This is a genomic window from Streptomyces sp. BB1-1-1 (assembly GCF_031597775.1).
Taxonomy (GTDB): Bacteria; Actinomycetota; Actinomycetes; order Streptomycetales; family Streptomycetaceae; genus Streptomyces; species Streptomyces thinghirensis.
Map to the genome: position 1 here is coordinate 7,141,966 of NZ_CP134203.1, position 21,453 is coordinate 7,163,418.

Sequence of the window (21,453 nt, forward strand, 5' to 3'; positions counted from 1 at the left end):
AGAGGCTCCGTGCCAGGCCGGGGACGGCCTGGCACGGAGCCTCTCGCCGTGTCTCATGTCGTGTCTCACGCGGTGGCGAGCGACACCTCCGTCGACTTGACCAGCGCGACGACGGGAACGCCGACGGACAGCCCCAGGTCGTCGGCGGCCTCCCGGGTGATCGCGGCGGTCAGTTCGGCGCCCTCGACGGCGACCCGGACGGAGGCCATGGCGTCGCCGGCGGTGAGGGCGGTGACCGTACCGGGCAGCCGGTTGCGGATGGACAGGCCCTCGACGCGGCCGGTCGCCACGGACACCTCCGTGGACTTCACCAGGGCGCGGACCTCGGTCCCGGCGGTGAGGGAGAGGTCGTCGGCGGCCTCCCGGGTGATCGCCGCGGTGAGGTCCTGGCCGCCCGAGAGGCGGACCCTGACCGTCGCCATGGCCTCGCCCGGGGTGACGGCGGTGACGGTGCCGGGGAGCTGGTTGCGGATGCTCAGGCTCATGAGGGCACCGTAGCCCGATCGGGGCGTCATGCCGGGTATGCGTGTGTCTGCGTCGCCTTGACCGTCGCCCACACCGGTGCGCCCGGGTGGAGGCCGAGCTCGGCCGCCGCGACCGTGGTGAGGTCGGCGGCGAGCGGGAGTTCGCCGGTGAGGTCCGCGCGGATCTGGTCGCCGTGGGTCTCCAGCCCGGCGACCTCGCAGTGCCACAGGTTGCGGGCGCTGGAGCCCGTGGGGCGCTCCGCGTACAGCGTCACGGCGCCCGGCGGGAACGCCACGAAAACCGGACCGGAGAGGTCCTCGGTGGTGGTGATGGCCGGGCCGGCGTCGAGGCGGACCGTGTGGCCGTCGGCCCGCCCGCGGTAGAGGTTGAGGCCGACCAACTGCGCGATGTAGTCCGTGCGCGGCCGGCGGGCGATGTCGGCGGGGCCGCCCTCCTGGACGACCCTGCCGTTCTCGACCACCACCAGCCGGTCGGCCAGCACCATGGCGTCCAGGGGGTCGTGCGTGACCAGTACGGCCACGGCCTCGAACTCGGCGAGATGGCGGCGGAGCTGAGCCCGTACCTCCAGCCGCGTGCGGGCGTCCAGCGCCGCGAGGGGCTCGTCCAGGAGCAGCAGCCGGGGGTTGGTGGCCAGGGCGCGGGCGAGTGCGACGCGCTGGGCCTGACCGCCGGAGAGGCGGCGCGGCTTGGCGCCCGCGTGGTCGGCGAGGCCCATGCGGTCCAGCCACGCGGCGGCCCGCGCCCGGGACTCGGCCTTGCTCGCGCCCCGGCAGCGCGGACCGAACGCGACGTTGTCGAGCGCGGTGAGGTGCGGGAAGAGCAGGTAGTCCTGGAAGACCACGCCGACCGGGCGGGACTCGGGCGGCGTACGGTCCAGGGCGACGCCGTCGAGGCGCAGGTGGCCGTCGGCGAGCGGGACCAGGCCGGCGAGCGCGCGCAGGGCGGTGGTCTTGCCGGCGCCGTTGGGGCCGAGCAGGGCGACGACGTCGCCGGGCGCGGAGGTCAGCGCGACGTCCAGGTGGAAGGTGCCGCGGTCCACGACGAGCCGGGCGTCGAGGCCGCCGTCGGGCGCGTGGCCGTGGGTGGAGTCCATGGCGGTGGTCGGTCCGTCGGTGTCGGTCATGTCGTCCTCGTCCGGCCGGTCGGGCGCCTCGTCCACGCCGGTCATGATGCCCTCATCCAGCGGTCCCGGAGACCGGCCAGTACGGCGATGGAGACGGCCAGCAGCACCAGGCTGAGGGCGATCGCCGCCGCCGGGTCGTTCTGCAGGGCGAGATAGACCGCCAGCGGCATGGTCTGGGTCCGGCCCGGGAAGTTGCCCGCGAACGTGATCGTCGCCCCGAACTCGCCCAGCGCCCGCGCCCAGGCCAGGACGGCGCCCGCCGCGATGCCCGGCGCGATCAGCGGCAGCGTGACCCGGCGGAACGCGGTGAAGCGGGAGGCGCCCAGCGTCGTGGCGGCCTCCTCGAAGCGCGGGTCGGCGGCGCGCAGGGTGCCCTCCACGCTGATGACGAGGAACGGCATCGCCACGAACGTCTCCGCGAGGATGACACCCGTCGTCGTGAACGGCAGCGTGATCCCGAACCACGCGTCCAGCCACTGCCCGATGACGCCGTTGCGCCCGAACGCCAGCAGGAGCGCCACGCCGCCCACCACCGGGGGGAGCACGAGCGGCAGCGTCACCAGCGCGCGGACGAAGCCGCGGCCGGGGAACTCCGTGCGCGCCAGCAGCCAGGCCAGCGGCACGCCGACGACGAGGCTCAACGCGGTCGCCGACGTGGCGCACAGCAGCGACAGCCGCAGGGCCTGCCACACCTCCGGGCTGGCCAGCTGGCCGGGCAGGTCGCGCCACGGTGCCCGTACCAGCAGGGCGATCAGGGGCAGCAGCAGGAACGCCAGGCCGACGAGGGCGGGTACCAGCAGGGGGACCGGCACCATGCGGGCGCCGGTCCTGGCTCCGTGGGGTTTCCTCATGGCGTGCGGAACCCGGCCGCGGTCAGCACCCGCTGTCCCTCGGCGGACTTCACCAGCTCGATGAAGGCCTTGCCCGCGTCGGCGTTGGGCGCCTCCTTGAGGAGCGCGATCGGGTAGTCGTTGACCGCCTTGGCCGACTCGGGGAAGTCCACGCCGGTCACCTTGCCACCGGCCGCCTTCACGTCGGTCTTGTAGACGACGGCGGCGTCGGCCTCCTTCAGCTCGACCTTGGTCAGGGCGGCCTTGACGTCCTGCTCGTACGAGACCGGGGTGAGCCGGAGGCCGCCGGCCTCCAGCGCCTTCTGTGCCGCGGCGCCGCACGGCACCGATTTGTCGCACAGCACGACCTTGAGCCCGGAGCCCGTGAGGTCCTTCAAGGACGAGATCCTGTCGGGGTTGCCCGGGAGGGTGGCGATCTCCAGCTGGTTGCGCACGAAGGTGGACGGGGCGCCGTCCGTGGCCCCGGCGTCGGTGACGGCGGCCATCGTCCCGGGGCTGGCGGAGGCGAACACGTCCGCCGGGGCGCCGCCGGTGACGCTGGCGGCGAGGGTGTCGCTGCCGGCGAAGTTGAAGGTGACCTCGGTGCCCGGGTGCTGCTTCTCGAACCGCTCGCCGAGCGTCGTGAAGCTCTCCTTGAGTGAGGCGGCGGCGAAGACGGTGACCTGGCCGGAGACCTTCGCCGAGGAGGACGACGAGGAACCGGAGTCCGAGTCCGCATCCGAGCCGGAGGACGACGAGCACGCGCTCAGGGCCAGCAGCGCGGCGGCTCCCGCACCGCTCACTCGCAGGCTCCGGCGGCTGCGGCGGGTCCTGCACACGGAACGGGTCATCACGGGCCACTCCCTCGGCGTCTGGGGCGGGAGTCCGACGGGCTCCGCGGCCGGGCTGGGCGACCGGGCGCACGGCGGGCTCTCCGTTGCGTCGATCATACTTCCGCATCTGCGAGGAGTAAGTCTGCTGTCGCATCGCATGAGCCAGCCAGTACTGAGAAATGCCTGGCATGTGCGTTCGTACGGACCGACGGTGGCGTCGGGTCAGGCCCTGTCGATGTGGACGTTCGTCGACTTCACGCGGGCGGTGGCCTCCATGCCGACCTCCAGCCCGAGTTCCTCGACCGCTTCCCGGGTCAGCAGGGAGACGAGCCGGTGTGGGCCGGCCTGGATCTCGACCTGGGCCGCCACGTCGCCGAGCTTGATCGCGGTCACGATGCCGGGGAAGGCGTTGCGGACCGAGGTGTACGGCGTCTCCTCGTCGGCGCCGCCGGACCGGGCCAGGTCGACCGAGAACGCGGCCAGGTCGCGCCCGTCGACGAGCCGCCGCCCGCCCTCGTCGCGGTGGGTGGTGATCCGGCCCGCGTCGGCCCAGCGGCGGGCGGTGTCCGGACTGACGCCGAGCAGCCGCGCCGCCTGGCCGATCGTGTAGGACTGCATGCCGGTCACGATAGGGCGCCGGGCGGACGTGGGGGTGACGCGGGGCCGACCCTCGACCTCGACCGCGCCGTGAGCACCCACGACACCCTCGTAAGAGATCCGTCAAAGGGGCACAGACCACCGTATGGGACCCGTCAACGGTGGTCGCTTCCGGTCGTGGCAGGGGTTTGCTCGAAGCGTCCTAGTCGCAACCGAACCCCACTCCAGGAGCTCACGATGGCCGATCTGGCCTTCGTCGTCACCACGATCGCGGTCTTCGCGCTGGTGGCATTCATCGCCAAGGGGGTGACGAAGCTGTGACCGCCGAGAACATCGTCGGCCTGCTCGTGGCCGTCGCCCTGCTGGGCTATCTCGTCCTCGCCCTGATCTTCCCGGAGAGGTTCTGAGAGTTCCCATGGGTCCCGTAACCGCCGGCGTGCTCCAGCTGCTCGCCCTCATCGGCGCACTGGCTGTCGTACACGCCCCACTGGGCAACCACATGGCCCGGGTCTACTCCTCGCCCAAGCACCTGCGGGTCGAGAAGTGGATCTACAAGGGCATCGGTGCCGACCCGGACACGGAGATGCGCTGGACCGCGTACCTGCGCGGCGTGCTCGCCTTCTCCTTCGCCGGTGTCCTCTTCCTCTACCTGCTCCAGCGCGTCCAAGGTGTCCTGCCGGGCTCGCTCGGCTTCGACTCGGTGGAGCCGGCGCAGGCCTTCAACACCGCCGCGTCGTTCGTGGCCAACACCAACTGGCAGTCGTACTACGGCGAACAGACGATGGGGCACGTCGTGCAGACCGCCGGTCTCGCCGTGCAGAACTTCGTCTCCGCGGCGGTCGGCATGGCCGTGGCCGTCGCCCTCGTGCGGGGCTTCGCCCGCGCTCGCACCGGGGAGCTGGGCAACTTCTGGTCGGACCTGGTGCGCGGGGTCATCCGCGTGCTGCTGCCACTGGCCGTCCTCGGCGCGCTCGTGCTGGTCGCCTGCGGAGTCATCCAGAACTTCTCCGGTATCCACGAGGTCGGCCAGTTTTTCAATGGACACGGCCTGGGCGGCCCGCAGCAGTGGAACGGCGGCGCCGTCGCCTCGCAGGAGGTCATCAAGGAGCTGGGCACCAATGGCGGCGGCTACTTCAACGCCAACAGCGCCCATCCCTTCGAGAACCCGACGCCGTTCACCAACCTGTTCGAGATCTTCCTGATCCTGCTCATCCCGGTCTCCCTGACCCGGACCTTCGGCGTCATGGTCGGCTCGGTGCGCCAGGGCTACGCGATCCTCGCGACCATGGCCACCATCTGGGTCGGCTTCGTCGCCCTCATGATGTGGACCGAGTTCGCCCACCAGGGCGCCGCGCTCCAGGCGGCCGGCGGCGCGATGGAGGGCAAGGAGCTGCGCTTCGGGGTCGGCGGTTCGTCGATCTTCGCGGTGACCACGACGCTCACCTCCACCGGCGCCGTCGACTCCTTCCACTCGTCGTACACCGGGTTCGGCGGCGGCATCACCATGCTGGGCATGATGCTGGGCGAGATCGCGCCCGGCGGTGTCGGCTCCGGTCTCTACGGCATGCTGATCATGGCGATCATCGCCGTGTTCATCGCGGGGCTCATGGTCGGACGCACACCGGAGTACCTCGGCAAGAAGATCGGCCCCCGTGAGATCAAGCTGGCGGCCGTCTACATCCTGATCACTCCGGCGCTGGTACTGGTGTTCACGTCGCTGTCCATGGCCCTGCCGACGCCGCCGAACTCGATGCTCAACCCCGGCGCCCATGGCTTCTCCGAGGTGCTGTACGCCTTCACCTCCGCCGCGAACAACAACGGCTCGGCCTTCGCCGGCCTGAACGCGAACACCGACTGGTTCAACACCACGACCGGGCTCGCGATGCTGCTCGGCCGCTTCCTGCCGATGGTGTTCGTCCTGGCGCTGGCCGGCTCGCTGGCCGGGCAGCAGCCGGTGCCGGCGACCGCGGGCACCCTGCGCACCGAGAAGCCGATGTTCACCGGCCTGCTGGTGGGCGCGATCCTGATCATCGTCGGTCTCACCTACTTCCCGGTGCTGGCCCTGGGCCCGCTGGCCGAAGGGCTGGCGTGATGACCGCTCGTACACAGAAGCACGAGGACTCCATGTCCACAGCCACTTCCACCGCCGCCACCGAGAACCGGGCACCGCACAGCGACGTACCCACCGGCCGCCCGTCCGCCGAGGGCCGCGTCGGCGGAGGGATCTTCCACCCCGCGCAACTGGTCGCGTCGCTGCCCGAGGCGTTCCGCAAGCTCGATCCGAGGGTGATGGTCAAGTCGCCCGTGATGTTCGTGGTGTGGGTCGGCTCGGTGCTGACCACCGCCTTCTCCTTCACGGACCCCGGTGACTGGTTCGGCTGGACCATCAGCGCCTGGCTCTGGCTGACCGTGCTCTTCGCCAACCTGGCGGAGGCCGTCGCCGAGGGCCGGGGCAAGGCCCAGGCCGACACGCTGCGCCGGGCCAAGACCGGCACGATCGCCCGCCGGGTGGACGGGAGCACGGTCCCCGGCATCGAGCTGGGCGTCGGCGACCTGGTGGTCTGCGAGGCCGGAGACGTCATACCGGGCGACGGCGACGTCGTCGAGGGTGTCGCCTCGGTCGACGAGTCGGCCATCACCGGTGAGTCGGCGCCCGTCATCCGCGAGTCGGGCGGCGACCGCAGCGCCGTCACCGGCGGGACGAAGGTCCTCTCCGACCGCATCGTCGTCAGGATCACCACCAAGCCGGGCGAGACCTTCATCGACCGGATGATCAACCTGGTCGAGGGCGCGGCACGGCAGAAGACCCCGAACGAGATCGCGCTGAACATCCTGCTCGCCTCGCTCACCATCGTCTTCCTGCTGGCCTGCGCCACGCTGACGCCGTTCGCGGACTACGCGGGCACCGAACTGACGATGGTCGTCCTGGTGGCGCTGCTGGTCTGCCTGATCCCGACCACGATCGGCGCCCTGCTCTCCGCGATCGGCATCGCGGGCATGGACCGCCTGGTCCAGCGCAACGTGCTGGCCATGTCGGGCCGTGCCGTCGAGGCGGCCGGTGACGTCTCCACGCTGCTGCTGGACAAGACCGGCACGATCACGCTCGGCAACCGGCAGGCGGCCGAGTTCGTGCCGGTGCGCGGTACGACGGAGGCTCAGGTGGCGGACGCCGCCCAGCTCTCCTCACTGGCCGACGAGACGCCCGAGGGCCGCTCGGTCGTCGTCCTCGCCAAGGAGAGGTACGGGCTGCGCGAGCGGCACCAGGGCGAGCTGGCCGGCGCCGAATGGATCTCCTTCACCGCGCAGACCCGCATGTCCGGCGTGGACGTCGACGGCCGCAGGATCCGCAAGGGAGCGGCCGGTTCGGTGACCGCCTGGGTGCGCGAGCGCGGCGGCGAGGTCGCCGAGGACACCGAGCGGCTGGCCGACGGCATCTCCGAGGTGGGCGGTACGCCACTGCTGGTCGCCGTCGAGGACGGTGACGGGGCCCGAGTCCTCGGGGTCGTCCACCTGAAGGACGTCGTCAAGCAGGGCATGCGGGAGCGGTTCGAGGAACTGCGGGGGATGGGCATCAAGACCGTCATGATCACGGGCGACAACCCGCTGACGGCCAAGGCGATCGCCGACGAGGCGGGCGTCGACGACTTCCTCGCGGAGGCCACGCCCGAGGACAAGATGGCCCTGATCAAGCGCGAGCAGGCCGGCGGCAAGCTGGTCGCGATGACCGGCGACGGCACCAACGACGCGCCCGCGCTCGCGCAGGCCGACGTCGGGGTGGCGATGAACACCGGCACGTCGGCCGCCAAGGAGGCCGGCAACATGGTCGACCTCGACTCCAACCCGACCAAGCTCATCGAGATCGTCGAGATCGGCAAGCAGCTCCTCATCACGCGGGGCGCGCTCACCACGTTCTCCATCGCCAACGACGTCGCCAAGTACTTCGCGATCATCCCGGCGCTGTTCGCGGCGGTCTACCCGGGCCTGGACAAGCTCAACATCATGCGCCTGTCCTCGCCGGACTCGGCGATCCTGTCGGCGGTCGTCTTCAACGCGCTGATCATCGTCGTGCTGGTGCCGCTCGCCCTGCGCGGTGTGCGGTACAAGCCGATGAGCGCGGACCGGATGCTGCGGCGCAACCTCGCGGTCTACGGCCTGGGCGGACTGGTCGCCCCCTTCGTCGGCATCAAGATCATCGACATGGTCCTGTCCCTCATCCCCGGAATCGGTTGACCGCCATGAACAACTCGGTATCGAACACCGCCCGGTTGCTCGGGGCCGGCCTGCGTGCCCTCCTCGTGCTGACCCTGGTCACGGGCGTCATCTACCCACTGGTGGTCACGGGCGTCGCCCAAGCGCTGTTCAACGGCAAGGCGAACGGCTCGGAAGTCTCGGCGGACGGCCGCGTCGTGGGCTCCTCGCTGATCGGGCAGTCGTACAACCTGCCGCTGGAACCGGGGCAGGAGACTCCGGAACCCGACCTGAAGTGGTTCCAGGGCCGCCCGGCCAACGGTCTGGGGGAGAACACCCTCAACACCCAGTACCGCCTGATCCTGTCCGGCGCCACCAACCTGGCCGCCGACAACCCGGAGCTGGTCGAGCAGGTGAGGGCGGCGCAGGCCGCCGTGATCAAGGACAACTCGGTCCCCGGCCACCCCGTCGAGCGGTCCGACATCCCCGCCGACGCGGTGACCTCGTCCGGCTCGGGACTGGACCCGGACATCTCGCCGGACTACGCCGAGCTGCAGGTTCCCCGGGTCGCCCAGGAGAACGGCCTGCCCGTCGCGAAGGTCCAGGGGCTCGTCGACCGGCACACCGAGGGCCGCACCCTCGGCTTCATCGGCGAGCCGCGGCTCAACGTCCTCGAACTGAACATCGCCCTCAAGGAGCTCACGGCGAAGAGCTGAGCGGGAGCGCCGGCATGTGACGGCGGGGCACGGAAGGGCGGGAGCCGGACACGCGTCGGGGGCCGGTTCGCAGACGATGTCTGCGGGCCGGCCCCGCGCATCACCGGGCGGAGTGGAGACACCCCGCCCGGCCTGTGCTCAGGCGGCGCTCATCAGGCCCGCACCGCCAGGGCGGTGCGGGGCGATGACCTGGCCGTCCGGCAGGAGCTCACCGGTGTCCTCGAAGAGGACGACGCCGTTGCACAGCAGGCTCCAACCCTGCTCCGGGTGGTGCGCCACGAGGCGGGCGGATTCCCGGTCGGCGGAGTCGACTGACGGGCACGGTGGCTGGTGCTGGCACATGAGTGGGGTCTCTCGGTCTGTTGAGTCGGGTGAGGTCGCTGTCTGGTCTGTCCCGCGGCGTGAAGCTTCGTTCATGGCCGCCCCCCGTTGTGTAAGTCGGTCCGAACCCAGTGTTGCCCCACGGGCCTCGATCCGCAGGTATTTCGCAGCACCGCTTCTCACAGGTTGATGACGCGTCACCCGCGCGGACGGTTCAGCTCAACTGCACTGTCACTTCGGATGGTTCGGCATGGCCCTATGGGGCTAGTCCGCCCGGGTCGGGAGGCGGCCGGCGGGAGAGGGCCGGTCAGGCGGGGGAGCGCAGCAGCCGGGTCGGCGTCACCCGGTGGGTGAGGACCGGCAGCAGCTCGGAGACCCGGTGCGGCCGGTGGGCCGCGATGCCGGGCGGGGCCGGCGCCAGCGGCACCAGCAGGTCGGTGGCCGCGGGGTGTCCGGCGGCGGCGTCCGCGGTGCGGTCGCCGTGCAGCCACAGCGTGAGCATGTAGAGCCCGGGGACCGACAGCAGACGCGGCTGGTAGGCCTGGGGCACCGACTCGGCCTGGCGCAGCGCGTGCTCGGTCGAGGCGACGTAGGGGCCCTCGAAGAAGTGCGAGAACGCCCATCCGTCGGGGGTCAGCATGGTCTCCGCCGCCGCCACCGCGCGGTCGCCGCAGCGGATCAGGAACCGCCACCCGCTCAGCCGCGTCACCGCCACGCCCTCCGCCGTGATCCGGTCCAGGACGTGCACGGGCAGCGGCAGTTCGGGCGTGGCGGGTCCCTGGGCGCCGAGCAGGGACGGGGTCCGGGCCTCGCGGACCGCGGTGGGAGACGAGAGGGCGGTGAGAACGGAGCGCAGGGCGGGCGCGGGAGCCGGGGGGACATGCAGGGGCATGATGGGTCGCCTCTCATTCGAAGGCACGGTGGCGCGAGGGCGGAGCGGGGGCGGGGACGCTGTCAGCTCACGTGGCTGGGGAGGCAGAGGCCGGGGTCCGGGAACCGAGAAGGGGGTGAGGCCTGCCGCGCGTCAGCTCGACGGCAGGATTCATCGACCGTGGGCGCCGGTCATCTGCCTTGTCCGCGGAGTTTATACGACATGTGTTCAGACTGTGTTTCGGCTAGCTGATTCCGGCAACCAGTACAAGGTTGCATTCGGCCGTCGATATGCGGGAATCATCCGGATTTCGCGCCGGGTGTACGACGGTGACCTCGGGGAATGTTCACCGAGCGGTCGGCCAATTGTCGTCGGCGATTTTCACGACTTACCGGCCGTGGAAACTGCTCGACGTGACATGCCCGGTGAATGTGCCACCGGTCACATCGGCACAGCGTAGCGGGTGCCGGGCCGGTGCGGGGACGTTATCGATCGCTTCGGCTGGGCATCATCCCACCTGACCGGCCCCCGGCGGCCGGATCTTCGAATCACCGCTCCGAGAAGGGACTCTTCCATGGGGGAGAAGGTCGTGGCAGGTCAGTTCGACCTGTCCGATCGCCAGCGCTACCGCGAGAAGCTCCAGCGGTGCCTGACGGGTCTGGAGCGACTTCTGGCGGAGAAGCGGTTCGACCGCCCGAAGAACCTGATGGGGCTGGAGATCGAATTGAATCTCGTCGGTGCCGACGGGATGCCGAAAATGTTGAATGCGCAAGTCCTGGAGCGCATCGCGAGCCGTGACTTCCAAACAGAACTCGCCATGTTCAACCTGGAAGTCAACATCGCTCCACACCGGCTGGGCGGCCGGGTATTCGACCGTCTGGCCGAGGAGATCCGTACGTCGCTGGCGTATGCGGACCGCAAGGCCGGCGAGGTCGATGCGGGAATCGCGATGATCGGCATTCTGCCGACGCTGGACCGGGACGACCTGGTCTCGTCCAATCTCTCCGCCGTCGACCGGTACGCCCTCCTCAACGAGCAGATCGTGGCCGCCCGCGGCGAGGACTTCACCCTCGACATCGAGGGTGTCGAGCGCCTGACCTGCACCTCCAAGTCCATCGCTCCCGAGGCCGCCTGCACCTCGGTGCAGTTGCACCTCCAGGTCACCCCGGACCGCTTCGCCGACGTGTGGAACGCGGCCCAGGCGGTCACCGCCGCGCAGATCGCCGTCGGCGCCAACGCGCCCTTCCTGTTCGGCCGCGAGCTGTGGCGGGAGTCGCGGCCCCCGCTGTTCCAGCAGTCCACCGACACCCGCCCGCCCGAACTCCAGGCCCAGGGCGTCCGGCCGCGCACCTGGTTCGGCGAGCGGTGGGTGACCTCGGCGTACGACCTGTTCGAGGAGAACCGGCGCTATTTCCCGGCGCTGCTCCCGATCTGCGACGACGAGGACCCGCTGGAGGTCCTGGACGCGGGCGGCGTGCCCTCGCTCTCCGAACTCGTCCTGCACAACGGCACCGTCTACCGCTGGAACCGCCCGGTCTACGACATCGCCGACGGCGTCCCGCACCTGCGCGTGGAGAACCGCGTCCTGCCCGCCGGGCCCACCGTCACCGACGTCATCGCCAACGCGGCCTTCTACTACGGCGTCGTGCGCGCGCTCGCCGAGGAGCCGAGGCCGCTGTGGACCCGGCTGCCGTTCGAGGCCGCCGCCGCCAACTTCGAGGCGGCGTGCCGGCACGGCATCGACGCCCGCTTCGAGTGGCCCAAGCGCGGCCGGCTGGGCGGCACCACCGAGGTCGACGCCGCCGTCCTCGTACGCGACGAACTGCTGCCGCTCGCCGAGGCCGGTCTCGACGCGTGGGGCGTGGAGCCCGCCGACCGGGACCTGTACCTCGGCGTGATCGAGGAGCGGTGCCGGCGCCGGGTCAACGGCGCGTCCTGGCAGGCGGCCACGTTCCACCGGGCGCTGGAGGCCGGCCGGTCCCGGGAGGCCGCGCTGGCCGCCACGACCCGCCGCTACGTCGAGCTCATGCGCGAGGGCGATCCCGTGCACCTGTGGCCGGTGGGCCTGCCGGAGCCGGTGCCGCTGGGCTGATACCCGGCGGGGCCGGGGAAGGGCCGGGCGGGCGTCGGCGACCGTACCGGCGCCGGACCGCGCCGGGGCGCCCCCGCCGCGCGTCGCCTCATACTGATCGGGCAAGCTGTGACGTCCAGCTGGAGGCAGGTGTGCATGGCGGAGGCGGGCCCGGTGGACGATTCGTTCCCTCAGAAGCTTCAGGAGCGGCTCCCGCGACGGGTCCTGCGTGACGAGACGCTGCTCGTCCTGGCGTTGTCGCTCGGCGCCAGCGGGGTGTCCGCCCTCATCAGCTTCATCGGCTCGGTCACCCGGCCCGGTGGGCTCAAGGACCAGGCGGCCACCCTCAACGCCTCCGCCGCGCCCGGCCGTCCCTGGCTGGACCTGGCCTGGCAGCTCTTCGGGATCACCACGGCGCTCGTCCCGGTCGCCCTGGTCGCGCACTTCCTGCTGCGGGAGGGAAGCGGCCTGCGCGCCCTCGGCTTCGACCGCACCCGTCCGTGGCCGGACCTGGGCCGCGGTGCTGTCGTCGCCGCCGTCATCGGCAGCACCGGCATCGCCTTCTACCTGGCCGCCCGGGGCCTCGGCTTCAACCTCACCGTGGTGCCCGAGGCCCTGCCCGAGGTGTGGTGGAAGTACCCCGTACTGATCCTCTCGGCGGTGCAGAACTCCGTCCTGGAGGAGGTCATCGTCGTCGGCTACCTGCTGCGCCGGCTCGACCAGCTCGGCTGGAGCCCGGGCGCGTCGCTCGCGGCCAGTTCGGTGCTGCGCGGTTCGTACCACCTCTATCAGGGCATCGGCGGCTTCATCGGCAACATGGTGATGGGCGTCGTGTTCGTGTACCTGTACCGCCGGTGGGGGCGCGTGGGCCCGCTGGTGGTGGCGCACTCGCTGCTCGACATCGGCGCCTTCGTGGGCTACGCGCTGCTGGCCGGGAAGGTGGACTGGCTGCCGACGGCGTGACGGGGAGGGGACGACGGGCAGCCTTTCGCCGCGTCCCCTCCACCCTGCCGGGGCCTAGGCCAGCAGCTCACCCTCGATCACCGTCACCGCGCGCCCGCTCAGCAGCGTGCGCTCGCCGCGCAGCTCCGTACGGACCCGGCCGGAGCGGGGCGAGGCCTGCATCCCGGTGAGGCAGGGGCGGCCGAGGCGCTCGGACCAGAAGGGCGCGAGGGCCGTGTGGGCGCTGCCGGTGACCGGGTCCTCGTCGATGCCGACGTTCGGGAAGAAGCAGCGGGAGACGTAGTCGTAGCCGCGGGCGGCGTCCTCCGCACGGGCGGTGGCGATGATGCCGCGCTCGGAGTACGCGGCCAGCGCCTTGTGGTCCGGGGTCAGGCCGCGGACCGTCTTCTCGTCGGCGACCTCGACCAGCAGGTCCCCGATGTCCGGCCCGGTGTCCAGGACCGCGAGCGGCTCGGTCCCCAGGGCCTCGGCGACGCCCTTCGGGGCCTCGACCGGGGTGAGCGGCGCGGTGGGGAAGTCCAGGGTGATCGAGCCGTCCTCGCCCGGCGTCGCGACGAGGACACCACTGCGGGTGGCGAACCGCACCGCACCCTCGTGGGCGCCGGTGGTGTGCAGGACGTGGGCCGTGGCGAGCGTCGCGTGGCCGCACATCGCGACCTCGGTGGCCGGGGTGAACCAGCGCAGCGCCCAGTCGGCCTCGCCGCCCTCGGGCAGGCGGTGGGCGAACGCGGTCTCGGCGTGGTTGACCTCCAGGGCGACCTTCTGGAGCCGGTCGTCGTCCGGGAAGGCGTCGAGGAGCAGGACCCCGGCGGGGTTGCCGGCGAAGGGCCGGTCGGTGAAGGCGTCGACGATTCGGATGCGCATGCCCCGACGCTAGACGCTCCACGAATCCGCGGACCAAGGCCAATTCGTGAGATCTGGACCGGATTTCCTGCCGGGCGGTCATGACGACGGCGGACGCTCGTCGGCGGAGGCAGCACCGGGAGGGCTTGCCAGTCGGTACTTTCCGATATATCGTTGAGGCATCGCGATTGATACGCGACCGATCAAAGACTGGATGGAGTGATGGCGATGCGTAACCACGGATACGAGCGTGGACACGGTGGACACGGCCACGGAGACGGTGGCCCCTTCGGTCACGGCGGCTTCGACGGCCGGCGTGCGGCCTTCGGTCCCTTCGGGCCGGGCGGCCCCGGTGGTGGCGGCCCCGGCGGTCCCTTCGGGCCGGGATTCGGCCACGGAGGGCCCTGGGGAGGCCGCGGACGCGGCGGTCCCAGGGGAAGGGCACGGCGCGGCGACGTGCGGGCGTCGATCCTGGCCCTGCTGAAGGACCGGCCGATGCACGGCTACGAGATGATCCAGGAGATCGCCGAGCGCAGCGGCGGGGCGTGGAAGCCCAGCCCCGGTTCGGTGTATCCCACCCTCCAGTTGCTGGAGGACGAGGGTCTGATCGCCAGCGAGAGCGAGGGCGGCAAGAAGCTGTTCGCGCTCACCGAGGCGGGCCGGACCGCGGCCGAGGAAGGCCCGGAGGCTCCCTGGGAAGAGGCCTCGCGGGGCGTCGACTGGGAGGCCCTGAACGACATCAGGCAGGCCGGCTTCGGCCTGATGGAGGCCTTCGGTCAGGTCTGGAAGACCGGCAGCAAGGAGCAGCGGGAGAAGGCGCTCGCCGTCATCGGTGACGCCCGCAAGAAGCTGTACCTGATCCTCGCCGACGAGGACTGACCCGGTACGGCCGTCGTCGCGAGGTGCCCTGCGGAGTGATCCACGGGGCACCTTCGCGTGTGGCGCGCTCGGTGGACCCAGTCGGTCCGCCCTCTCGGCCCGCTCAGTCGACCCGCCGTATCACCGCCGCGTCGAAGAGGTCCCACGCGCGCGGGAAGGCGCTCTCGTCGTGGCAGTGCCACGCCTCCCAGAACAGGTCGGCGAGCAGCGCCTCCGCCGGGGCGTACACCCGGTACACGTACTGCCTGCCGTCGACCGCCGGCAGGGCCACGAGCCAGCACCTGCTCCTCATACCCGTGTTGGACCCGCGACGGCACGCTTCGGTTGCCCGAAGGAGGCGCCTGGCAAGGGGGCGCGCGCCCGGCGGGGCGAAACGGCTTGATCTCATCCGCAAGGAGGAGATTCCGGCCCGGTGCGTCCACTCTGCGTGGGACGCGAAGATGCTTCCCCTCGGGGATGACCCGCTCTGGAGATGCTGATGGGCTAGGGGATGTGCAACCCCGTATCCCCCGGCAGTCGGCCGGCGAGCAGAACGGCCGGCGTCCGGACGGCACCGATCTCGATGCCCGGTTCAGCGAAGGACTGGCATCGGTGGTCACCGGCGCCCGCCGCAGGGCGGTGCGGGACGGCGACCGGCAGATCGACACGGCCCATCTGCTGCACTCCCTCCTCGAGTACGACCCCGATGCCCGCGCCGTCCTGGGCGAGGGACCCCAGGTAGTCCGGCTGCTCGGCTACCTCGTGCAGCGCAGCATCGGCTACGGCCTGCGCTGGCAGAGCACCGTGGAGGACTCCGGCGCCGTACCCGTGGTGACCGGAGGTGCCGGCTTCTCGCCGCTGGCCGCCGCGGCCATGGAAGCTGCCTGCGCCCGTGCCGCCCGGCGCGGAGTGGACCGGGCCTGCGGTGTCGACCTGCTCGCGGCCCTCGTCACGGACCCGCAGGCACGTGCCGTCGAGGTGCTCGGCCGCGCCGCCGTCGAGCCGCGCACGGTGCTCGCCCGCGTGGAGAACCACTTCGAGCCGACAGCCTGAACCCTGAACCCGAAGCCCCCGTCCCCGAAGCCGGGACCGGCCCGGCCGTCCAGTCGGTGAGACAGGTGTCATTGGGGGTGACGGTCATGTCGTCCCCTGTCATCATGTGCCGGTGCATACGTCTGACAGTGCTCGCGGCCGTCGCGGCAAGGGCGCCGGGCTCGGCCTGGCGCTCGCGTCCGCGGTCGCCTTCGGAGGGTCCGGGGTCGCGGCCAAGCCGCTGATCGAGGCGGGACTCGACCCGCTCCACGTGGTGTGGCTGCGCGTGGCCGGCGCGGCCCTGGTCATGCTGCCGCTCGCCGTGCGCCACCGCGCGCTGCTGCGCCGACGGCCCGGGCTGCTCGCCGGCTTCGGGTTGCTGGCCGTTGCGGGTGTCCAGGCCTGCTACTTCGCCGCGATCTCCCGTATCCCCGTCGGCGTCGCGCTGCTCGTCGAGTACCTGGCGCCCGCGCTGGTCCTCGGCTGGGTGCGGTTCGTGCAGCGGCGGCCGGTGACGCGGGCGGCGGCGCTCGGCGTGGTCCTCGCGGTCGGTGGACTCGCCTGCGTCGTGGAGGTCTGGTCGGGGCTGGGCTTCGACGCCCTCGGACTGCTCCTCGCGCTCGGCGCCGCCTGCTGCCAGGTCGGCTACTTCGTCCTGTCCGACCAGGGCAGCGACGCCGGCGACGAGGCGCCCGACCCGCTCGGCGTCATCGCCTACGGCCTGCTCGTCGGGGCCGCCGTGCTCACCGTCGTCGCCCGCCCCTGGTCGATGGACTGGTCCCTCCTCACCCACGATGTCCCCATGGACGGCACACCCGTCGCCGCCGCCCTGCTGCTGGCCTGGATCGTGCTCATCGCCACGGTCCTCGCCTACGTCACCGGCATCGTCGCCGTGCGCCGGCTGTCCCCGCAGGTCGCGGGCGTCGTGGCCTGCCTCGAAGCGGTCATCGCGACCGTCCTGGCCTGGGTGCTGCTCGGCGAGCACCTCTCCGCCCCGCAGATCATCGGCGGCGTGGTGGTCCTGGTGGGCGCCTTCATCGCGCAGTCGTCGACGCCGGCGAAGGGCTCCGCGGACCCGGTGGCGAGCGGCGGAACCGAAAGGGAGTTGTCCAGCAGGGGAACGGCGACCTAGGGTACCGATCATGCATTCCGACGCACTCGTCCTCCCGCCTCCGACCGCCTGAGAGGCGGGCCCCTCCGGATCAGCCCGGCGCGCTGCCGCCGGGCCGGACGATGCTGCCCGCAGACGCAGTCCCCGCGCTCCCGGTTCCTCCGGGGCCGCTTCGAACTTCCGCGCCCTGTGCGCGTCTGCGGAGAGAACTCGTGTCGAATGCCGTCTCAGGCCTGCCCGTCGGGCGTGGCCTCCTCTATCTGATCATCGCCGGTGTCGCCTGGGGCACCGCCGGTGCCGCCGCCTCGCTGGTCTACCGGGCCAGCGACATGGGGCCCGTCGCCCTGTCGTTCTGGCGTTGCGCGGCCGGGCTCGTCCTGCTGCTCGCCGTCCGGCCGCTGCGCCGGCCCGCACGCCCGGCCGTACGCGAGCCGTTCGGCCGCAAGGCGTTGCGGGCCGCCGTCACCGGCCTCGGCCTCGCGGTGTTCCAGACCGCCTACTTCGCCGCGGTACAGTCCACCGGGCTCGCCGTGGCCACCATCGTCACCCTCGGCGCCGGCCCGGTGCTGATCGCGCTCGGCGCGCGCCTCGCCCTCGGGGAGCAGCTGGGCCGCGGCGGGGCCGCCGCCGTGGTCGGGGCGCTCGCCGGGCTCGTGGTGCTCGTCCTCGGCGACGGAAGCACGACGGTCCGCGTGTCGGGCGTACTGCTCGCGCTGCTGTCCGCGGCCGGGTACTCGGTGATGACCCTGCTCACCCGCTGGTGGGGGCGCGACGGCGGGGCGGACGCCGCCAGTACGTCCGTCGGGGCGTTCGCCGTCACCAGCCTGTGCCTGCTGCCGCTCGCCCTCGCGGAGGGCCTGCTGCCGCACACCGACGAGCCGGTCCGGCTGCTGTGGCTGCTGGCCTACGTCGCCGCGGTCCCGACCGCCCTCGCCTACGGGCTCTACTTCGCCGGCGCGGCCGTCGTCCGGTCCGCCACCGTCTCCGTGATCATGCTGCTGGAGCCGGTCAGCGCGGCGGCGCTGGCCGTCCTGCTGCTCGGCGAGCACCTCACCGCGGCGACGCTGGCCGGAACGCTGCTGATGCTCGGGTCGGTCGCGGGGCTCGCGGTGGCGGAGACCCGGCAGAGACGGACGCGGCCGGCGCCGGCGTGACGGCGGGGGGCCTCTCGACGAGAGAGGCCCCCTCCCCGCAGGGCAGGGGGCCGTCTTCGGGTGCCTCGCCCGCCGCCGCGCGGCCCGCGCGGAGCCACCCTCCGGCTGGAAGTGGCCTAACTGGCGGTCGGGCGGGTCGGCCTTCTCGGCCGGGTCGTCCACGAGACGGGCGGCGCGTCCCGGGGACGGACCAGGATCACGGGGCCGAGAGGTAGTCGGGCAGCTTCGTCCCGGCGGCCAGGCCCGGGTCGGGGACCGGGGCGTCGTACCCCTTGCGCAGCGGGACCAGGCCGGCCCAGTGGGGGAGGGCGAGGTCCTCCGGCTCGTCGTTCACGCCGCCGGTGCGGAGCTTGGCGGAGACCTCGTCCAGGTCGAGGCGGATCACGGCGGTGGCGGCCAGCTCCTTCTTGTTGGCCGGCCGGGAGTCGGCGGAGCGGCCGGGTACGACGTGGTCGACCAGGGCGTCCAGGGCCGTGCGCCTCTCCTCCGGGTCCGTCACCTCGTACGCGGTGCCGTGCACGACCACCGACCGGTAGTTGATCGAGTGGTGGAAGGCCGAGCGGGCCAGCACCAGCGCGTCCACGTGCGTCACCGTCAGACACACCGGCAGGCCCGGGTCGGCCGCGCCCGTCATCCGCAGCGGGCGGGAGCCCGTCGAGCCGTGCACGTAGAGCCGATCGCCCACCCGGCCGTAGAGCGTCGGCAGCACCACGGGGGAGCCGTCGCGGACGAAGCCGAGATGGCAGACGTAGCCCTCGTCGAGTATCGAGTGCACCAGCTCCTTGTCGTAGGAGGCCCGGTCGGGGGAGCGGGTGGGGACGGTGCGGTCGGTGGGCGTGTAGGCGGTGGCGGGCTGCGACGGCGGCTGCGTCCGTGTGGTCCCCTGCATGGCGCTCTCCATTGCACTAGTGCATAATCGGCTTTGTGCTAGGAGAGTATCGGATCACAGGGCGGGGCGCAGCGGAGATTTCCGCGAGCGTCGAGCGTGCGGTGGCCTCGGGAGAGCTGGAGCCGGGGCAACCGCTGCCGCCGATGCGGGAGTTGGCGGAGTTGCTCGGGGTGAACCCGAACACCGTGGCCGCCGCCTACCGCACCCTGCGCGAGCGCGGGGTCATCGAGACGGCCGGGCGCCGGGGCAGCCGGGTGCGCTCGAAACCGGCCACCACGGGGCGCGAGTTCATCCGGGTCGAGGTGCCGGAGGGCGTGCGCGACCTGTCCGACGGCAACCCGGACCCGGCGCTGCTGCCCGCGCTGGGGCCCGTGTTCGCCGCGGCGGCCGGACAGGGCGACCGCGAGCCCGTCCTGTACGGGCACGCGCCCGTGGAACCGGAACTGGTGCGCCTCGCACGCGCCGGACTGGACGCCGACGGGGTGCCGGACGGACCCGTGGCCGTCACGTCCGGCTCGCTGGACGCCATGGAACGGGTGCTGGCGGCCCACCTCAGACCTGGCGACGCCGTCGCCGTCGAGGACCCGGGCTGGGGCAGCCTCCTCGACCTCGTCCCCGCGCTCGGCCTGCGCACGGTCGCCGTCGGCGTCGACGACGAGGGGCCGCTGCCCGACGACGTACGGCGGGTCCTCGCGGCCGGCGCCCGCGCCCTGGTCGTCACGGACCGCGCGCAGAACCCGACGGGCGCCGCGGTGAGCGCCACGCGCGCGCGTGCCCTGCGGTCCGTGCTGCGCGAGCACCCGCGGACGCTGCTGGTGGAGGACGACCACGGCCACCGCATCGTCGACCTGCCCCTGCACCCCCTCGCCGGTACGACGCACAGCTGGGCGTTCGTCCGCTCGGCCGCCAAGGCGTACGGCCCCGACCTGCGCCTCGCCGTGCTCACCGGGGACGCCGTCACGCTGGACCGGGTGCGCGGGCGGCAGCGGCTGGGCCCCGGCTGGGTCAGCCGCATCACCCAGCGGGCCGTGGCCCGGCTGTGGGCGGACGGCTCCGTGGACGCGCACGCGGTGGCGGCGGCGTACGGGCGGCGCCGGGATGCCCTGCTCGGCGCCCTCGCGGAGCGCGGGATCGCCGCGTACGGGGGCAGCGGCATGAACGTGTGGATCCCGGTGCCGGACGAGACCGGCGCCGTCGCCCGGCTGCTGCACGCCGGGTGGGCCGTGGCCCCCGGCGCCCGCTTCCGCGTGAGCGCCCCGCCCGGCATCCGCGTCACCGTCTCGACGCTGACGGAGCGGGACGCCGGCCCTCTGGCGGACGCGGTCGCGGCGGCGGTGGGGCCGGGGGCGGGGCCGCTGCGGAGCTATGTCTGACGCGTGGGTCCGCCTGCGTCGTGGCCTTCGTCCCCGCCGGCGTCCCGCCTGTGTGCCCGGCGTCCCGCCTGTGTGGCCCCCGGCGTCCCGCCTGTGTGCCCGGCGTCCCGCCTGTGTGGCCCCCGGCGTCCCGCCTGTGTGGCCCCCGGCGTCCCGCCTGTGTGCCCCCGGCGTCCGCTATGTGTCCGCCGGCGTCCTCGCCTGCGTCGTGGCCTTGTCGCGCTCCCGTGTCCGGCGGACCGGCTCCGCGGTGCCCGTGGCGGCCCCGGGCCGTGCCTGGGTCAGCGCCGCACCCGCGAGGACGATCGCCGCGCCGACCGGCGTCGACCAGGACAGCGACTCGCCGAGCAGCGCGACGCCCGCGGCCGTGGCGATGACCGGGGTGAAGTACGTGACCATCTGTGCTGTCGTCGGGCCGACCTCGGCCACCAGGTCGTACTGGATCAGGAAGGCGAGCCCGGTGCCCAGGATGCCCAGCGCCGCCACCGCCAGCAGGGGCACGACCGGGAAGTCGGCCGGCATCGAGGTGAACAGCGGCGTCACGGCGGCCAGTTGCACCGTGGCGAGACCCAACTGGGCGCCGGTCAGCGAGAGGTGGGAGTGGCGGGAGCCGGCCAGCGTGCGGCGGACGTAGATCCAGCCGACCGGATAGCTGAGCGAGGCCAGCAGGGCCAGCGCCGTGCCCGTGACGTCCAGGCCGTGGAAGCCCTGCCAGACACCCAGCACCGTCAGGACGCCGAGGAATCCGATGCCGAGGCCGGCCACCCGCCGCCGCGTCGGCCGGTCCTCGGAGAGGGCGACCAGCGACAGGGCCATGCCCCACAGCGGCGAGGTCGCGTTGCAGATGCCCGCGAGCGACGACGGGATCGTCAGCTCGGAGAAGGCGAACAGGGAGAACGGCAGCGCGTTGAGCAGGAACCCGGCGACCGCCAGGTGGACCCAGGTCCACGTCCCGCGCGGCAGCCGCTCCCGCTTCACCGCCATCGCCACGGCGACCACGGCCGTGCCGAACACCAGCCGCCCCAGCGTGACCTGGAACGGGGCGAAACTCTCCGTCCCCACCTTCATGAAGAGGAAGCTGAAACCCCAGACGAGGGAGAGGAGCCCGAAGCGCAGCCGCCAGTCGAAGGCGCGGCGGGCTGCGGGGGAGGGCGCGACACTGCTGCTCATGCAGGCAACGATGATGCAGCCAAC

23 protein-coding genes are annotated in these 21,453 nt (G+C 72.4%); 12 read left to right on the top strand and 11 right to left on the bottom strand.

What is annotated here, in order from left to right; all coding sequences use genetic code 11:
- Positions 1-65: 65 nt before the first annotated feature.
- From RI578_RS32705 to RI578_RS32725, 5 genes are all read right to left on the bottom strand, one after another.
- Positions 66-485: a TOBE domain-containing protein gene (locus RI578_RS32705; protein ID WP_310874409.1), complete on the bottom strand. Its 420-nt coding sequence runs from the start codon at positions 483-485 to the stop codon at positions 66-68.
- Positions 486-511: 26 nt separating this feature from the next.
- Positions 512-1,579, bottom strand: a complete 1,068-nt coding sequence (locus tag RI578_RS32710; protein WP_310875916.1) for an ABC transporter ATP-binding protein — start codon at positions 1,577-1,579, stop codon at positions 512-514.
- A gap of 71 nt (positions 1,580-1,650) precedes the next feature.
- Positions 1,651-2,460: a molybdate ABC transporter permease subunit gene (gene modB, locus RI578_RS32715; RefSeq protein ID WP_310874410.1), complete on the bottom strand. Its 810-nt coding sequence runs from the start codon at positions 2,458-2,460 to the stop codon at positions 1,651-1,653.
- Entirely contained in the window at positions 2,457-3,290 is an 834-nt protein-coding gene (modA, locus tag RI578_RS32720; protein WP_310874411.1) for a molybdate ABC transporter substrate-binding protein, read from the bottom strand. Before modA ends, modB begins: the two co-directional genes overlap by 4 nt.
- Before the next feature lie 204 nt (positions 3,291-3,494).
- The gene (locus RI578_RS32725; protein ID WP_310874412.1) at positions 3,495-3,890 is read right to left on the bottom strand and encodes a helix-turn-helix transcriptional regulator; all 396 of its coding nucleotides are present in this window, start codon (positions 3,888-3,890) and stop codon (positions 3,495-3,497) included.
- 156 nt (positions 3,891-4,046) lie between these two features.
- On the opposite strand from RI578_RS32725, the gene RI578_RS32730 reads away from it, so the two are divergent.
- Genes RI578_RS32730 through RI578_RS32750 form a run of 5 tightly spaced genes read left to right on the top strand, consistent with a single transcriptional unit; the run spans position 4,047 to position 8,773 of the window.
- Positions 4,047-4,190 carry a hypothetical protein gene (locus RI578_RS32730; protein WP_310874413.1) on the top strand — a complete coding sequence of 48 codons (144 nt, stop codon included), beginning with the start codon at positions 4,047-4,049 and terminating at the stop codon, positions 4,188-4,190.
- Entirely contained in the window at positions 4,187-4,276 is a 90-nt protein-coding gene (gene kdpF, locus RI578_RS32735; RefSeq protein ID WP_109004339.1) for a K(+)-transporting ATPase subunit F, read from the top strand. Before RI578_RS32730 ends, kdpF begins: the two co-directional genes overlap by 4 nt.
- A gap of 8 nt (positions 4,277-4,284) precedes the next feature.
- Positions 4,285-5,961 (top strand): potassium-transporting ATPase subunit KdpA, encoded by a 1,677-nt coding sequence (kdpA, locus tag RI578_RS32740; protein WP_310874414.1) that lies wholly within the window; start codon positions 4,285-4,287, stop codon positions 5,959-5,961.
- Positions 5,961-8,099, top strand: coding sequence for a potassium-transporting ATPase subunit KdpB (gene kdpB / locus RI578_RS32745; RefSeq protein WP_310874415.1), 2,139 nt, complete (start codon positions 5,961-5,963; stop codon positions 8,097-8,099). Before kdpA ends, kdpB begins: the two co-directional genes overlap by 1 nt.
- Positions 8,100-8,104: 5 nt before the next feature.
- Positions 8,105-8,773, top strand: a complete 669-nt coding sequence (locus RI578_RS32750; protein ID WP_310874416.1) for a potassium-transporting ATPase subunit C — start codon at positions 8,105-8,107, stop codon at positions 8,771-8,773.
- A gap of 138 nt (positions 8,774-8,911) precedes the next feature.
- On the opposite strand, the gene RI578_RS32755 is transcribed toward RI578_RS32750, so the two are convergent.
- Both RI578_RS32755 and RI578_RS32760 read right to left on the bottom strand, forming a co-directional pair.
- Positions 8,912-9,115 (bottom strand): DUF5999 family protein, encoded by a 204-nt coding sequence (locus RI578_RS32755; protein ID WP_310874417.1) that lies wholly within the window; start codon positions 9,113-9,115, stop codon positions 8,912-8,914.
- Between the two features lie 286 nt (positions 9,116-9,401).
- Positions 9,402-9,986, bottom strand: a complete 585-nt coding sequence (locus RI578_RS32760; protein WP_310874418.1) for a hypothetical protein — start codon at positions 9,984-9,986, stop codon at positions 9,402-9,404.
- Between the two features lie 553 nt (positions 9,987-10,539).
- Here RI578_RS32760 and RI578_RS32765 point away from each other — a divergent pair.
- A complete protein-coding gene (locus RI578_RS32765; RefSeq protein ID WP_310874419.1) occupies positions 10,540-12,057 on the top strand; it encodes a glutamate--cysteine ligase in 1,518 nt (505 codons plus the stop codon).
- Positions 12,058-12,192: 135 nt separating this feature from the next.
- Positions 12,193-12,999: a type II CAAX endopeptidase family protein gene (locus tag RI578_RS32770; RefSeq protein WP_310874420.1), complete on the top strand. Its 807-nt coding sequence runs from the start codon at positions 12,193-12,195 to the stop codon at positions 12,997-12,999.
- A 54-nt stretch (positions 13,000-13,053) separates the two neighbouring features.
- On the opposite strand, the gene RI578_RS32775 is transcribed toward RI578_RS32770, so the two are convergent.
- On the bottom strand, positions 13,054-13,863 hold the full coding sequence (locus RI578_RS32775; RefSeq protein ID WP_310874421.1) for a PhzF family phenazine biosynthesis protein: 810 nt from the start codon (positions 13,861-13,863) through the stop codon (positions 13,054-13,056).
- Positions 13,864-14,070: 207 nt separating this feature from the next.
- On the opposite strand from RI578_RS32775, the gene RI578_RS32780 reads away from it, so the two are divergent.
- Positions 14,071-14,721 carry a PadR family transcriptional regulator gene (locus tag RI578_RS32780; RefSeq protein WP_310874422.1) on the top strand — a complete coding sequence of 217 codons (651 nt, stop codon included), beginning with the start codon at positions 14,071-14,073 and terminating at the stop codon, positions 14,719-14,721.
- Between the two features lie 103 nt (positions 14,722-14,824).
- Here RI578_RS32780 and RI578_RS32785 read toward each other — a convergent pair whose 3' ends face one another.
- Positions 14,825-14,992 carry a hypothetical protein gene (locus tag RI578_RS32785; protein ID WP_310874423.1) on the bottom strand — a complete coding sequence of 56 codons (168 nt, stop codon included), beginning with the start codon at positions 14,990-14,992 and terminating at the stop codon, positions 14,825-14,827.
- Positions 14,993-15,213: 221 nt separating this feature from the next.
- Between RI578_RS32785 and RI578_RS32790 the strand changes: the two genes are divergently transcribed.
- The 3 genes from RI578_RS32790 to RI578_RS32800 all read left to right on the top strand — a co-directional run bounded on the left by RI578_RS32790 (position 15,214) and on the right by RI578_RS32800 (position 17,997).
- The gene (locus tag RI578_RS32790) at positions 15,214-15,753 is read left to right on the top strand and encodes a Clp protease N-terminal domain-containing protein (protein ID WP_310874424.1); all 540 of its coding nucleotides are present in this window, start codon (positions 15,214-15,216) and stop codon (positions 15,751-15,753) included.
- A 106-nt stretch (positions 15,754-15,859) separates the two neighbouring features.
- Positions 15,860-16,864: an EamA family transporter gene (locus RI578_RS32795; protein WP_310874425.1), complete on the top strand. Its 1,005-nt coding sequence runs from the start codon at positions 15,860-15,862 to the stop codon at positions 16,862-16,864.
- Between the two features lie 191 nt (positions 16,865-17,055).
- Positions 17,056-17,997 carry an EamA family transporter gene (locus tag RI578_RS32800; RefSeq protein WP_310874426.1) on the top strand — a complete coding sequence of 314 codons (942 nt, stop codon included), beginning with the start codon at positions 17,056-17,058 and terminating at the stop codon, positions 17,995-17,997.
- Positions 17,998-18,193: 196 nt separating this feature from the next.
- Here RI578_RS32800 and RI578_RS32805 read toward each other — a convergent pair whose 3' ends face one another.
- Positions 18,194-18,886 carry a pyridoxamine 5'-phosphate oxidase family protein gene (locus tag RI578_RS32805; protein ID WP_310874427.1) on the bottom strand — a complete coding sequence of 231 codons (693 nt, stop codon included), beginning with the start codon at positions 18,884-18,886 and terminating at the stop codon, positions 18,194-18,196.
- A gap of 35 nt (positions 18,887-18,921) precedes the next feature.
- Between RI578_RS32805 and RI578_RS32810 the strand changes: the two genes are divergently transcribed.
- Positions 18,922-20,259: an aminotransferase class I/II-fold pyridoxal phosphate-dependent enzyme gene (locus RI578_RS32810; protein WP_310874428.1), complete on the top strand. Its 1,338-nt coding sequence runs from the start codon at positions 18,922-18,924 to the stop codon at positions 20,257-20,259.
- 177 nt (positions 20,260-20,436) lie between these two features.
- On the opposite strand, the gene RI578_RS32815 is transcribed toward RI578_RS32810, so the two are convergent.
- Positions 20,437-21,429 carry a DMT family transporter gene (locus RI578_RS32815; protein ID WP_310874429.1) on the bottom strand — a complete coding sequence of 331 codons (993 nt, stop codon included), beginning with the start codon at positions 21,427-21,429 and terminating at the stop codon, positions 20,437-20,439.
- Between the last annotated feature and the right edge of the window lie 24 nt (positions 21,430-21,453).

Coding starts and splice junctions, on each gene's coding strand:
- RI578_RS32815 (WP_310874429.1), bottom strand. CDS start 21,429: ATGAGCAGCAGTGTCGCGCCCTCCCCCGCAGCCCGCCGCGCCTTCGAC.
- RI578_RS32725 (WP_310874412.1), bottom strand. CDS start 3,890: ATGCAGTCCTACACGATCGGCCAGGCGGCGCGGCTGCTCGGCGTCAGT.
- RI578_RS32775 (WP_310874421.1), bottom strand. CDS start 13,863: ATGCGCATCCGAATCGTCGACGCCTTCACCGACCGGCCCTTCGCCGGC.
- RI578_RS32765 (WP_310874419.1), top strand. CDS start 10,540: ATGGGGGAGAAGGTCGTGGCAGGTCAGTTCGACCTGTCCGATCGCCAG.
- RI578_RS32770 (WP_310874420.1), top strand. CDS start 12,193: ATGGCGGAGGCGGGCCCGGTGGACGATTCGTTCCCTCAGAAGCTTCAG.
- RI578_RS32780 (WP_310874422.1), top strand. CDS start 14,071: ATGCGTAACCACGGATACGAGCGTGGACACGGTGGACACGGCCACGGA.
- modB (WP_310874410.1), bottom strand. CDS start 2,460: ATGAGGAAACCCCACGGAGCCAGGACCGGCGCCCGCATGGTGCCGGTC.
- RI578_RS32750 (WP_310874416.1), top strand. CDS start 8,105: ATGAACAACTCGGTATCGAACACCGCCCGGTTGCTCGGGGCCGGCCTG.
- RI578_RS32710 (WP_310875916.1), bottom strand. CDS start 1,579: ATGGACTCCACCCACGGCCACGCGCCCGACGGCGGCCTCGACGCCCGG.
- kdpB (WP_310874415.1), top strand. CDS start 5,961: ATGACCGCTCGTACACAGAAGCACGAGGACTCCATGTCCACAGCCACT.
- RI578_RS32755 (WP_310874417.1), bottom strand. CDS start 9,115: ATGTGCCAGCACCAGCCACCGTGCCCGTCAGTCGACTCCGCCGACCGG.
- modA (WP_310874411.1), bottom strand. CDS start 3,290: ATGACCCGTTCCGTGTGCAGGACCCGCCGCAGCCGCCGGAGCCTGCGA.
- RI578_RS32760 (WP_310874418.1), bottom strand. CDS start 9,986: ATGCCCCTGCATGTCCCCCCGGCTCCCGCGCCCGCCCTGCGCTCCGTT.
- kdpA (WP_310874414.1), top strand. CDS start 4,285: ATGGGTCCCGTAACCGCCGGCGTGCTCCAGCTGCTCGCCCTCATCGGC.
- RI578_RS32805 (WP_310874427.1), bottom strand. CDS start 18,886: ATGCAGGGGACCACACGGACGCAGCCGCCGTCGCAGCCCGCCACCGCC.
- RI578_RS32705 (WP_310874409.1), bottom strand. CDS start 485: ATGAGCCTGAGCATCCGCAACCAGCTCCCCGGCACCGTCACCGCCGTC.